This window comes from Roseibium sp., assembly GCF_025698965.1.
Classification (GTDB): Bacteria; Pseudomonadota; Alphaproteobacteria; order Rhizobiales; family Stappiaceae; genus Roseibium.
On the sequence record NZ_JAILWL010000144.1, the window covers coordinates 1 to 13,109 of the forward strand.

The 13,109-nt window shown below is 55.8% G+C and carries 11 protein-coding genes and 1 pseudogene; 11 read left to right on the forward strand and 1 reads right to left on the reverse strand.

All coding sequences use genetic code 11. The annotated features are described in order from the left end of the window. Positions 1–196, forward strand: a pseudogene (locus K5905_RS13410) (kynureninase); the annotation flags it as partial. On the opposite strand, the gene K5905_RS13415 reads toward K5905_RS13410, so the two are convergent. Beyond that, positions 189–2,189: a bifunctional diguanylate cyclase/phosphodiesterase gene (locus K5905_RS13415; protein ID WP_297584657.1), complete on the reverse strand. Its 2,001-nt coding sequence runs from the start codon at positions 2,187–2,189 to the stop codon at positions 189–191. The pseudogene K5905_RS13410 and the gene K5905_RS13415 sit on opposite strands and share 8 nt — an antisense overlap. Before the next feature lie 410 nt (positions 2,190–2,599). Here K5905_RS13415 and kynB point away from each other — a divergent pair, with 410 nt between their 5' ends. From kynB to K5905_RS13465, 10 genes are all read left to right on the forward strand, one after another. Further along, the gene (gene kynB, locus K5905_RS13420) at positions 2,600–3,226 is read left to right on the forward strand and encodes an arylformamidase (protein ID WP_297584660.1); all 627 of its coding nucleotides are present in this window, start codon (positions 2,600–2,602) and stop codon (positions 3,224–3,226) included. Positions 3,227–3,300: 74 nt separating this feature from the next. Beyond that, entirely contained in the window at positions 3,301–4,071 is a 771-nt protein-coding gene (locus K5905_RS13425; protein WP_297584663.1) for an ABC transporter ATP-binding protein, read from the forward strand. Continuing rightward, the gene (locus tag K5905_RS13430; protein WP_297584665.1) at positions 4,068–4,775 is read left to right on the forward strand and encodes an ABC transporter ATP-binding protein; all 708 of its coding nucleotides are present in this window, start codon (positions 4,068–4,070) and stop codon (positions 4,773–4,775) included. Before K5905_RS13425 ends, K5905_RS13430 begins: the two co-directional genes overlap by 4 nt. Positions 4,776–4,780: 5 nt before the next feature. Then, positions 4,781–5,653 carry a branched-chain amino acid ABC transporter permease gene (locus tag K5905_RS13435; RefSeq protein ID WP_297584667.1) on the forward strand — a complete coding sequence of 291 codons (873 nt, stop codon included), beginning with the start codon at positions 4,781–4,783 and terminating at the stop codon, positions 5,651–5,653. A 16-nt stretch (positions 5,654–5,669) separates the two neighbouring features. Then, complete coding sequence (locus K5905_RS13440; RefSeq protein WP_297584669.1) at positions 5,670–6,635, forward strand: branched-chain amino acid ABC transporter permease; 966 nt, start codon at positions 5,670–5,672, stop codon at positions 6,633–6,635. Between the two features lie 93 nt (positions 6,636–6,728). Beyond that, the gene (locus tag K5905_RS13445; protein ID WP_297584671.1) at positions 6,729–7,934 is read left to right on the forward strand and encodes an ABC transporter substrate-binding protein; all 1,206 of its coding nucleotides are present in this window, start codon (positions 6,729–6,731) and stop codon (positions 7,932–7,934) included. Between the two features lie 195 nt (positions 7,935–8,129). Next, the gene (locus K5905_RS13450) at positions 8,130–9,308 is read left to right on the forward strand and encodes an NAD(P)/FAD-dependent oxidoreductase (protein ID WP_297584674.1); all 1,179 of its coding nucleotides are present in this window, start codon (positions 8,130–8,132) and stop codon (positions 9,306–9,308) included. Between the two features lie 131 nt (positions 9,309–9,439). After that, positions 9,440–10,498 (forward strand): LacI family DNA-binding transcriptional regulator, encoded by a 1,059-nt coding sequence (locus K5905_RS13455; RefSeq protein ID WP_297584675.1) that lies wholly within the window; start codon positions 9,440–9,442, stop codon positions 10,496–10,498. Positions 10,499–10,588: 90 nt separating this feature from the next. After that, positions 10,589–12,181 (forward strand): glycoside hydrolase family 43 protein, encoded by a 1,593-nt coding sequence (locus K5905_RS13460; protein ID WP_297584680.1) that lies wholly within the window; start codon positions 10,589–10,591, stop codon positions 12,179–12,181. A gap of 105 nt (positions 12,182–12,286) precedes the next feature. After that, entirely contained in the window at positions 12,287–12,751 is a 465-nt protein-coding gene (locus tag K5905_RS13465) for an Rrf2 family transcriptional regulator (RefSeq protein ID WP_297584678.1), read from the forward strand. Positions 12,752–13,109: the final 358 nt, after the last annotated feature.

The window sequence follows — 13,109 nt, forward strand, 5'->3', positions numbered from 1 at the left end:
ATATGCCGTCATGCAGGCGTTGATCGCCCGTGGCGTAATTGGTGATTTTCGTGCGCCCGACGTGATGCGGTTCGGTTTCACGCCGCTATATCTGTCGCATCAGGATGTTATCGACGCCGTGTCTATTCTGGCTGAAATCCTGGATACGGAAAGCTGGAACCGGCCGGAATTCAAAACCCGCGCCAAGGTTACGTAGCCGCAAGTTCCATTTGCGTGCGAAGCATGGACAGGAAACGGTCTTCCGGCACAGGCTTGGAATAGAGGTAACCCTGGTAGAGATTGCAGCCGTTTTTGGAGAGCCAGGAGCGCTGATCAATCGTCTCCACTCCCTCGGCGACGACATCGGCGCCAAGTGCCTTTGCCAGTGACAGGATCAGCTTGACGATTTCACCTCCTGATGTGATGTCCTCCACGAACATCCGGTCGATCTTGATACCGTCAATTGGGTAATTGTGAAGGTAGGCAAGGTTGGAATATCCGGTGCCGAAGTCGTCAATGACGATCTGATAGCCGGTTTCCTTGAGGATGGCCAAAGTCTCGTGCGCATTGGCTATGTCACCCAAGAGAACCGTCTCGGTGATTTCCAGGGAAATTTTGCTCGGGTCGCACCCGGTTTCGCTCGGCAGCGACTGCATCAACGGTACGAACAACGGATCGGAAAGCTGGCGCGGCGAAACATTCAGCGACAGGCCTACCGGATATTTGAGCTTTTGCAGGCGGGCCTGCATATGCGCCACCTGAAGGCAGACCCAGGCTCCGATTTCGTTGATCAATCCGGTTTCTTCGGCGATCGGAACGAACTGGTCCGGGCGGATCAGCCCCTGTTCCGGATGTTGCCAGCGAATGAGCGCTTCTGCTGCTACCACCCGGTCGTTTCCGGTAAAAGCAACAGGTTGATAATGAAGCACGAACTCATACTCGCGGATCGCCTGCTCCAGATCCTTCCGAATTGCCAGATGTTCGTTCCGCAATCGTTTCATGCGCTCATGGTAGCGCACGCATTTGGTGCTCGGATTTGACTTGGCCTGATACAGCGCCAGATCTGCATGCCGCATCAATTGGTCGATTTTGATACCGTCCTCCGGATAATGCGCAAAACCGATGCTGAGGCCGACATGTTTAGCCTTGCCGTCAATGAGCTGTGGTGGTGTGAAGGCGTTCAGCAGTGATTGTCCGAACCAGTCGTCGCTTTGAGATCCTTCCTTTTCCAGATGACAGATCAGGAATTCGTCACCTCCGAGTCGGGCAACAACATCACCGGGGCAAGCGAGATCCTTCAGCTTGGCGGATACCAGCTGCAACAGGGCGTCACCTGCGGCATGCCCCATGGAATCGTTGACCAATTTGAAATCGTCCAGATCGACGAGATAAAGCGTCGCGGTCTGGTTTGCTTCCGATGCAGTTTTGAGGATCTGCGTCAGCCGCTCCTTGAGGTAGGTTCGGTTCGACAGTCCTGTCAGCGTGTCATGGCTTGCAAGATACTGGGCACGTTCCTTTGTTTCGTGCAGTTCCGTGACATCGATTTCGCTGACGAGATAGGCCGGTTGTCCGGTTACCGCGTCATGGCAGGCACGGATAGTAAGTTCATGCCATCTCGTACCCGCGCCCGTCTTGATACGGGCGACAAGCTTTGATGTCCGTTCACGCTCGACCTGCTCGAGGAGTTTTTGAGCGTCTTTTGGATCTGCAAATTGCTCTTCGAAACGGGTAGCCAGAGAAACACATGCAGCGCGGGCGGCTGTGTTGCGATAAAGCGGCAGGCCATCCATGGTGAACAGCGAAATCATGACTGTCGTGTGAAGGAGTGCTTCGGCGCTTCTCAGTGTTTCTGGTTGTTGTTCATGGTGCTCACGGGCTTCGCAAAGGAGCGCCATACGGCCGTCTTTCAGGCGAAGACCGCTCATCACCATCTGCAGAACTTTGGGAGTACCTTTGGGATAGAGCGTCCAGATTTCGGAAAAACTGACGTCTCGATTCCAGAAATCGTGCCGGTACTGGCGTAGTCGTTTTTCGACCGACGGAGACATGTCCGCCCCAAGGTCGCGCAGTTGAAGTTCGGCCAACGAGGAGGCGTCCATCACCTCAAGCGTTTTTCCATTGGCCCACAGGATCCGTTTGAGATCGAAATCGAAAATCCAGACGGCTGTGTCCAGGCGGTCATAGATCGAGGCGAGAAGGTCCAAATCCACTTTATCATCGGCAATACTGACGGGCTTTGATTGTCCATTGTCTGATGTCACGTCTGCAATATCGGGATTTGTAGTCAGTTGCCCTCTCCAATTTCCTCTAAGGGTTGTATTTTGTAGTTTTACAAATCCAAGACTGTAAGTTCAATTTAGTCGACTCACCGGCACTGAATCACTGGATTCTATTCCACCAAATCGAGTTTTCAATGATGGTCTTAAAATGCTAAGTTTCTGGAAGCGTCAATATTTAAATTACAAAGATAGTCTGCAGATTTGGGTAACTGTGAAAAATTACAGTAAATTCATGTAGAACTGCGCACATATTATTCATTTGCTTTGAATTTGCCGATACATCATGTTTTGTTGCTAAGCTCCAGATTCTACATCACAATTAAACGTCCAGGCCAGTCTCAATGACGCTCATTATCGATATCACGCCTCCGGTCCGCCAGGGCATGGCGGTTTTTCCTGGGGATGCCCATTTCAAGTCGGCAAACACCTTTGAAATTTCTGAGGATTGTCCGGTGAATGTCGCCGAGTTCTCCATGTCCTGCCATTGCGGCGCTCATGCGGATGCACCTTTGCACTACGACAGAAAGGGCATTTCTGTGGACCAACTCGATCTGACAGACTTTGTCGGGCCTGCCAGAGTGATCGACGCGCGCGGTCCGGAAGCCCTTTGTTCGCCTGACATGTTGCGCGCATCCCTGGCGGACCGACCGTTGCGTGTATTGCTTCGATTGGCGGACAGGATTGACCCCATGGTTTGGCCTGAAGGGTTTCGAGCCGTTTCTCCCGAATCCATGACTTTGTTGGCTGATCATGGCGTGAAACTAATTGGGGTAGATGTTCCGTCTGTGGATCCTGAAACATCCAAAAAACTACCTAGTCATGAGATTGCTCGTTCCCGGGATCTTCGGATTCTGGAAAATCTTGCCTTATCTGCGGTGGAACCGGGTGATTATGAGTTGATTGCGCTGCCAATGAAGTTAGAAGGTCTAGATGCTGCGCCGGTACGGGCTATTTTGCGTCCGCTCTGACAATCCTGACCAACAGGAAAGCTGCGGCCAAAGGAAATAAGAATGACCGCTTAGGGGAGCGGCAAGGAGCTTGAATGCTGGAGCTTGATCAGCTCGTTATGGATTTTAGCGGGTTTCGGGCAGTGAATGGCTGTTCATTCCGCGTCGAAGAAAACAGTATCACCGGGCTGATTGGGCCCAACGGGGCTGGAAAGACCACACTGTTCAACCTGATTGCCGGGGCGCTTCGCCCGACCAGTGGCACTATCCGGTTTATGGGTGAAGATGTCACCAGCCTGGCCAGCCACCAGCTTTTTCACAAAGGCCTGGTGCGCACTTTCCAGATACCGCACGAATTCCACAAACTGACCGCGCTGGAAAACCTGATGATGGTGCCTCCATCTCAGCCGGGCGAGAACCTTTTTGCCAACTGGTTCGCCTGGGGGCGAGTCAAGTCGGCCGAAACCGATGTCGAAAAACGTGCCTATGAAACTCTTGAGTTTCTGGAACTGACCCATGTCGCCCACGAGCGGGCCGGGAACCTGTCTGGCGGCCAGAAAAAACTTCTTGAGCTTGGCCGGACCATGATGACCGATGCCAAGCTGGTTCTGCTCGACGAACCGGCAGCAGGCGTCAACCGGACGCTTCTGCGCAAGCTCGAAACCAAAATTGAAATTCTGAACAAGGAGCGTGGATACACGTTCATCCTGATCGAACACGACATGGAAATGATCGAAAAACTTTGCGCGCCGGTCGTTTGCATGGCCGAAGGCAAGGTCTTGATCGAAGGCGATTTCCAGACGGTTCGCTCCAATCCGCAGGTGTTGGAAGCCTATCTTGGTGAAACGACGGGGGACGCCGCATGAGCGCGCTCCTGTCAATGGAACATCTCACCGGTGGCTATGGTGAAGCGGACATCCTGCAGGATGTCTCAATGCATGTTGACCAGGACGAGATTGTCGTAATCGTCGGGCCGAACGGTGCTGGGAAATCCACCGCGATGAAATCGGTTTTCGGTCTTCTGACCATCCGTGGCGGCAAAATGCTGTTCGACGGTGACGACATAACCGGTTGGGTACCCAATCGCATCGTTCAGCGTGGCATCTGCTACGTGCCGCAGGTTGACAACATCTTCCGGGAAATGTCGATCCACGAAAATCTGGAGATGGGAGGCTTCCTGAAAAAGGGAGACCTGTCTGCGGCTTATGACCGTGTCTACACTCTGTTTCCTGATCTGAAGGAACGGCGCAAGACGATGGCGGGCAGCCTTTCGGGTGGTCAGCGGCAGATGGTGGCGATGGGCAGGGCCCTGATGCTGGATCCCAAACTGCTGTTGCTGGATGAACCCACAGCGGGTCTGTCGCCAAAATACATGGAGCAGATATTCCAGATCTGCCGCGATGTGCGCGATACCGGAGTTGCCATCCTGCTGGTGGAACAGCATGCCAAACAGGCGTTGGCATTTGCCGACAGGGGCTACGTCCTGGCCGCGGGAAAAAATCGTCACGAAGGCACCGGAGGCGAACTCCTGGCCGACCGTGAAGTCGCCGAAATGTTCTTGGGGGGCTGACCGGTATGGAACTCTTCGAACTCATTAATTTCTATCTCGTTCCGGGTATCGTGCTTGGTTCTATCTATGCCCTTGGTGCTGTCGGCATCACGCTGATCTTTGCGATTTTGCGATATGCACATCTGGCGCATGGCGATCTGGCGACGCTCGGTGCGTTCATAGCACTGGCCGCAGTGACCAGCCTGGGGGTGTCGCCGCTTGCGGCTCTGCCGGTCGCAATTCTCGCAACAGCTGCGATAGCTGTGGGCATCGACAAGGTGTTCTACAATCACTTGAGAGAGCGACCGAAAATCGTGACGGTGATGGCCTCGCTCGGTATTGCTCTCATGATCCGCGCAGTCGTGCAGGTCGTCTGGGGCGTCGATACGCAGACCTATTCCCGAGGCATTGTCCGTCCGGAAGACTATTTCGGCATCCGGATACGCGATCGCGAGATTTACACGATCCTTGCAATGCTTGTGCTGGTCGGAGCGCTTCAGATGTTCCTGACCCAGTCCAAATGGGGCAAGGCGATGCGGGCCATGTCCGACAACCCGAACCTGGCGCTTTTGTCCGGCATCGACAACAAGAAGGTTGTCATGCTGACCTGGATCATCGCGGGCGGGCTCTGTGCGGCGTCCGGTTTCTTCCTCGGATACAATACCGAATTGAAGTCGATGATGGGCTGGCACATGCTGCTGCCGATGTTTGCCGCAGCAATCCTTGGCGGTGTCGGCCGGGTTGAAGGTGCGGTCCTCGGCGGATTGATTGTCGGGATTGCCGAGGAGCTTTCGGTTCTGGTGATCCCGAGCGAATACAAAGCCGCCATGGCCTTTGCCATTTTGCTGTTCATGCTGCTTGTGCGCCCGACCGGGCTGCTCAAGGGAAAAGTTCTCTAAGGAAGGGGGGAGAAAGATGGAATTCCTTGGTCTCGTCAACTACGCCCTCTTCATGGCGATCTTTATCGGCATCTATGCGCTTCTGGCGCTGGGGCTCAACATTCAATGGGGCTTTGCCGGTCTTTTCAACGCAGGTATTGCCGGTTTCTTTGCAGTTGGCGCCTACACCTCCGCGATCCTGTCGACGCCCGCCGTCGAGGGGCGCCTGGGCGGGTTCGATCTGCATTTCGTGCTCGGCTGGATCGGGGCGATGCTGGCCGCTGGCCTTGTTGCCTGGCCGATCGGGAAGATATGTCTGCGGTTCCGCTCCGACTATCTCGCCATTGCCTCCATCGGTATTGCCGAGATCATACGCCTGGTGATCAAGTCGGAACCGGCACTGACAAACGGTGCGCGTGGAATCTCAAGCATCCCTCGTCCGATGGGTGACATCGGCTACATGGAATCGCAGATCGCTTACCTTATCATCGTGCTTGCCGTCCTGATTGCGGCCTACGTGTTGGTCGAACGTCAGTTCAACGCTCCCTGGGGCCGGATGATGCGCGCGATCCGCGACAACGAGGGTGCCGCCAAGGCGATGGGGAAGGACGTCGAGTTCCGCCGCCTGGAGGCCTTCATCTTCGGCGCGGCCCTGATGGGGCTGGGTGGCGCCTTGTTTGCGCATTTCAACCGCTCGATCACACCGGAAGCGATCGATCCGATGGTTGCGACGTTCCTCGTGTGGATCATGTTGATCCTCGGTGGGTCCGGCAACAACCGGGGCGCGATCCTCGGTGCCGCGGTTGTCTGGATCATTTGGTCCGTTTCAGAGATTGCAACTGATCGCCTTCCGCATGAATATGCAGTCCAGGCAAAATACATTCGCTTGTTCCTGATAGGCCTGATGTTGCAGCTTGTTCTGCGGTTTAGGCCGGAAGGATTGCTTCCCGAACCTTTGAGAGGTGATCAACGGGCGACGAAATCCGGTGCGGACCAACATTAGGCCCGTTCCCCGGGGCCCTCACTTAACCTATGAGTGTGGGAGCCGAAAATCCTAAAGACCCGGCGAAGACCGGATAATTGAGGAGGTACTTTGATGAAAACCAAATTGTTTGCGATTGCTGCCGGTTTGATGACTGCAACCGCGCTGGCATCCGTGCCGGCCAAAGCCGATGTCAAAATCGGCCTGCTCGGTGGCGTCTCCGGCCCGATCGCGGCGATGGCACCGGCCATGATCGACGCTGCACAGCTTGCTGTTCAGCAGGTCAACGAACAGGGTGGCATCGGCGCTGGCGAAACGCTGGTTGGCGTTGTCGGCGACAGTGCCTGTAACCCGCAAGGCGGCACCGACGCTGCCACCAAGGCCGTGAACATTGAAGGCGTCGTCGGCGTTGTCGGCCCGCATTGTTCCGGTGCTGTTCTGGCTGCTGCGGGTTCGGTCACTATCCCGGCCGGCATCGCGCTGATCACACCGTCCGGTACGTCTCCGGAAATCTCCAACCTGGAAGACAAGGGCACTGTGTTCCGCACCGTTCCCTCCGATGACTATCAGGGTCGTGCACTGGCGCGCACCATGAAGGACCAGGGTTACGGCAAGGTCGCGGTTGCTTACCTCAACAACGACTACGGCACTGGCCTCGCCAATGCATTCAAATCGGAGTATGTCGACGAACTCGGTGGCGAGATCACCCAGTTTGCAGCACACGAAGAAGGCAAGGCGTCCTACCGTTCCAACCTGGCTGAACTGGCCAAGGGCGGCGCTGATACGCTGGTCATCTTCGACTATGGCGACGGCACCGGTCTGACCATCCTGCGTCAGGCGCTGGAAAACGGGTTCTTCGACAAGTTCGTTGGCGGCGACGGCATGAAGTCCGACGCTGTCATCAATGAACTGGGTGCGGAAAACCTCGCCTCCTTCGTTGCATCATCTCCGGTTGGTGCGAAGTCCGAATCCCTGACCATGTTCAACGATGCCTTCAAGGGCGTTGGTGGCGATCCGGACGCGATCTTCGCGAACACGTCCTACGACGCAGCCTTCCTGATGGCTCTGGCCGTTGAAAAGGCCGGCGGCAAGAAGGAAGACGTTGCAGCAGCCATGATGGAAGTCTCCAATGGCGATGGCGAACCGATCCGTCCGGGTGAGTGGAAAAAGGCGAAAGAGCTGATCGCAGCTGGCACCGCCATCGACTACAAGGGTGCGGCAGGCGAGCACGAGTTCGACGCCAAGGGTGACGTTCCGGGCACCTATGCCCTGTTCGAAGTCGGTTCCGACGGTTTCGAGGTCGTCACCGAAATGCAGTAAGCTTCTTCTTTTCAGGAAGTAAGTTTAGAGAGACCGGCGGTTCGCAAGAGTCGCCGGTTTTTTTGTATCTGGCAAGTTTTCGTCTCGATCTGGCATCCTCACACTTGTCCTCCCGGGCACCCGATGGTCGCCCGGGAGGACAATAAACGTTTGTGCTCTTACCCCCATCTCTGAAACCCGCTATACACCTCGCCCATGCGTGATCTGGATGTTCTAATTCTTGGCGGCGGGGCTGCCGGTCTGATGTGTGCGATTGAGGCGGCCAAGAGGGGGCGCAAGGTGCTGGTTGTCGACCAGGCCAAGCGGCCTGCGGAGAAGATCCGCATCTCCGGCGGCGGGCGTTGCAACTTCACCAATCTTCACTGTTCGCCGGCCAATTTCCTGTCGCAGAACCCGCGTTTCTGCGTCTCGGCGCTAAAGCGATACACGCAGCAGGACTTTCTGGCTCTGGTGGATGGGCACCGTATTCCCTGGCACGAGAAAACGCTCGGACAATTGTTTTGCGACGAGAGTGCCAAGGACATTATCCAGATGCTTCTGGATGAGCTTGAGGCCGCCGGAGGCACCTTGCAGCTTGAAACCGGGATCAAGGCCGTGAACAAGCCGGATGACCGGTTTTCTGTCGGAACAACAAAGGGCCCGTTGCGGGCAAAATCACTTGTGGTCGCTACTGGCGGACCATCGATTCCGAAGATGGGCGCTTCAGGCTTCGCATATGAGTTGGCCGAGCAATTCGGCCTGAATGTCGTGGCACCGCGTGCGGCGCTGGTTCCACTGACTTTTTCGGATGCCAACAAGGAGCTGTGCAGTTCGCTCTCCGGTGTCTCGGTCGACGCGAAAGTGTCGTTTCAGAAAACAACGTTCCGGGAAGGGCTGTTGTTCACGCATCGCGGTCTTTCCGGCCCGTCCATCCTGCAGATTTCTTCCTACTGGCAGGAAGGCAAACCGATTTCGGTGAACCTTGTGCCGGAAGCCGATGTCTTTGAGACCTTGCGAACGGCCCGGCAACAAACACCAAAGCAGGATTTGAAAACAGCGCTTGGTCAATTTCTGCCGAACCGCCTGGCCGACGCGCTGTCTCAGGCGTTTCAGCTAAAGGGGCGCCTCGCCGATCAGTCCGACAAGGTGCTGCGCCGGGCGGCTGAGCAGCTCAACCGCTGGCAGCTGACCCCGGTCGGCACCGAAGGCTACCGCACGGCGGAAGTGACGCTTGGTGGTGTCGATACCAAAGAGCTGTCGTCCAAGACCATGGAAACCGTTAAGGTGCCCGGCCTTTACTTCATCGGCGAAGCGGTGGATGTCACCGGCCATCTCGGCGGCTTCAATTTCCAGTGGGCCTGGTCATCAGGGCATGCGGCCGGCCAGGTCGTTTAGCAATACTGGCCGGCTGCCAGATCTGGATTTATGCGCTGCAACATTTTTTGATGACCGCACCTCATTCATCGCTATACTGCTCCTGAAGAAGCCGTTGGAACAAGAACATACAGGCGCGATTGGGAGACCGGATGCGGCGCGTAACAATTCATGATGTGGCCGATGCAGCCGGGGTCAGTCTTGCGACGGTCGACCGGGTGATGAACGGTCGCCCGGGCGTGCGCAAAGTCACGATTCAAAAGGTGAAAAAGGCAGCCGAGACGCTGAACTACAAGCCGGATGTCTTTGCGGCAGGCCTTGCCAAGAAGCGTGTGTACCGCCTTCATTTTCTCATTCCCAATGGCCCGAATGCCTTCATGGAAGACCTGACCCGTGAGGCGGCTTCTCATGCCCAAAGCATGAGCGGAGACCGCATGCAGGTTCACGTGGAGCCGATTGATGCGTTTGACGGGCATCGTGTGGCCGGAACACTTGCCATCCTGGATCGATCCGTCTGCGACGGCGTTGCGGTTGTGGCTCCGGCCTTTCCGGAAGTCCGGGCATCTATAGACCGGTTACAGGATCGTGGGGTTCCCGTTGTTACCCTTGTGTCCGATCATCCCTCGTCCACGCGCCAACGCTTCGTCGGCATCGACAATGTTGCAGCAGGGCGGACCGCCGGCCGGATTCTGGGCCGCTTCCTGCCGAAAAAGCCGGCCAGGATTGGGCTGATCGCGGGCTCCCTGGGGTTGCGGGACCACTCGGATCGCTTTGCCGGATGCCGTGAGGTAATCGAAAGGGACTACCCGCATTTGGAACTTTTGAAAGTGCGCGAAGGCAGAGATGACAATGCCCGCAACGCGGATCTGGTCAAAAAACTCTTGAACGATGAACCGGATCTTGCCGGGCTCTACAATATAGGTGCCGGCAACAGGGGCACGATTGCGGCACTGACCGAGTCAGGCCGGGCGGAGGATGTCGTCTTTGTCGGACATGAACTGACGCCTTACACACGCGAGGCCTTGCAGGCGAATGTGCTGGACGCCGTGATCGCGCAGGATCCCGGGCACGAAATCCGCAGTGCCATTCGCGTTCTCAAAGCGCTCTGCGATGGAGCGCCGATCATTGACGATCAGGAACGGATCGGCATTGACGTTTTTTTAAAAGACAACTTGCCTCAGGGTACTGAACCAGCTTTAAATCATACCTAGGGAGCGCATCCCACACAAATCCCTTTCACCACGGTCGTTGATCCGTTTCGAATGCGCTTTGGAGGCTTGATTGTGAGTAACGTACCTCAGATGATTTTCAATCCCATCCTGCCGGGCTTCAATCCTGATCCGTCCATATGCCGTGTTGGCGATGATTATTTCGTTGCCACGTCTACTTTCGAATGGTTTCCCGGGGTGCAAATCCACCATTCAAGAGATCTGAAGCACTGGCGTCTTCTGACCCGCCCGCTGACCCGTCCCGAACAGTTGGATATGCGTGGAAATGAAGATTCCTGCGGTGTCTGGGCTCCCTGTCTGACATATGCCGACGGGCTTTTCTGGTTGGTTTACACTGATGTGAAGCGCAAGGACGGGTCTTTCAAGGATGCGCATAACTACATCGTAACAGCGCCTGATATCCAAGGCCCCTGGTCGGATCCGGTCTACACGAATTCCTCAGGCTTCGACCCGTCCCTGTTCCACGATGACGACGGTCGCAAGTGGCATTTGAACATGATCTGGGACCATCGGGTCGGCCACAACTCCTTCGCGGGCATTGCGCTCCAGGAATATGACCCCGAGGTCAGGAAGCTGGTTGGTCCGATCAGAAATGTTTTTACCGGAACCGAACTTGGACTGACGGAAGGTCCGCATCTCTACAAGCGCGAGGGTTGGTACTATCTGCTGACCGCAGAAGGTGGAACTGCCTATGATCACGCTGTAACGCTTGCCCGCTCCAGGCGGTTGGGTGGGCCTTATGAGTTGCATCCGGATGCCCATGTTGTCACCTCGCGCTTTGCACCGGACAATCCGATCCAGCGTGCAGGCCATGGCGATCTTGTCGAAACGCAAACCGGCGAAACGTATCTGGTACACCTGATGGGACGACCGCGACTCGGTCAAAATCGCTGCCAGATGGGCCGGGAAACATCCATCCAGAAATGCAGATGGGGAGAGGATGGCTGGTTGCGGTTGGAAAGTGGTGGCCTGGAACCTCAGGCACAAGTCAAAGCTCCTGACTTGCCGGTGCACGTCTTTCCGGAAGAACCATCACGACACGACTTCGATGAACCGGATTTGCCGGATGTTTTTCAATGGTTGCGCACTCCTTATCCCGAACGCTTGTTTTCGTTGACCGACCGACCTGGACATCTGCGCCTGTTCGGCCGCGAATCCGTCGGCAGCTATTTTGAACAGGCATTGGTTGCCCGCCGCCAGACGGAGTACAGCTACGAAGCTGAAACACTGGTTGACTTTGAGCCCCAGACTCCTCAGCAGACGGCGGGCCTGATCGCCTATTACGGCCGATACCAGTTCTTCTATCTTGCAATAACCTTCGATGAGGTGCTCGGTCGGGTTCTGACGATATTCGCCTGTCCCGGCGACTATCCAGGTGGTGGGCTGATCGCTCCCCTGGACGAACCGGTCAATCTCCCGGCCGCTGGTTCCATCGCAATGAAAGTCTCGGTCAGGGAGATGGCACTGTGCTTTGAATTCAAGGCAGAGGGGCAGGACTGGCAGCGGATCGGCCCTGCTTTTGACGCCACTATCCTGGCAGATGAATCGGGACGGGGAGCGCATTCCAACTTTACGGGAGCCTTTGTCGGCATGCATGCGATGGATACATCCGGTCAGGCAAAACATGCGGATTTTGACTGGTTCAGTTATCGAAACACAAAGTAAGTGCCTGCGTAAAATTGGCGCGCATGGCGGAATTTTGCTAAAAGTCGCATAACACATTCAAATTTTATGATTGACCTTTGCGACAGCGCACCGCATATCTAGTGCATGCGTTTGACACAACAGACAAACTACGCCGTGCGCGCGCTGATGTACTGCGCCGTTAACCCGGACAAACCGAGCAAGGTTGCGGATATCGCTGCCAGCTTCGAGATGTCCGAGACCCATCTGTTCAAGATCATGAAAGTTTTGGTCGATGCCAATCTGATCAGGACCATTCGTGGCAGGAATGGAGGTGTCATGCTGGCTCGTCCGGCCGAAGGAATTACTGTCGGGGAAGTCGTCCGCGCAGCTGAAGAGAGCTTCCTGCTGGCGGAATGTTTCGACTCCGGCCGCAAGGATTGCCCGTTGATCATGTCCTGTGGCTTTAACGGCCTGCTGCATGAAGCGCTGGAAGCCTTCATGGAAGTGCTGGACACGAAATCGATTGCAGACTTGTCGGAAGACCGGTTCGGCATGCGCGATCTGCTCAAGATCGATGTTACCGAGACGCCAATTGCAGCGAACGCTTAGGCTCGAATTTTATTGAAATGTCAGGGGCGCCACCATCCGGTTGGCGCCTTTTTTGTGTCCGGTGTTTCGTTTCCGGTTAAAGGCCGGGCTGGCTAGCCGCTGAGGGAGAGGAGAGGGCGGTTGGCTTGCCGGGCATTTGTTACCCCCGGCTTGCCGGAGGCCCTGTCTAATTCAAAACCAGAGGACGCGATTTCCAGTTCTGTTTCGATCAGGCATTGCCTTGATAGGAAAACTTGAGTATGAGTGTCAAGTATAAAGTTGAGTAAGATACTCACCTTTTAATTGTTCTTAACTGGGTGCCCCGAAAGCTCGACTTACCGGGAGCCCGAAACTCAAGGCCAAGGACCGATTGCGCGTA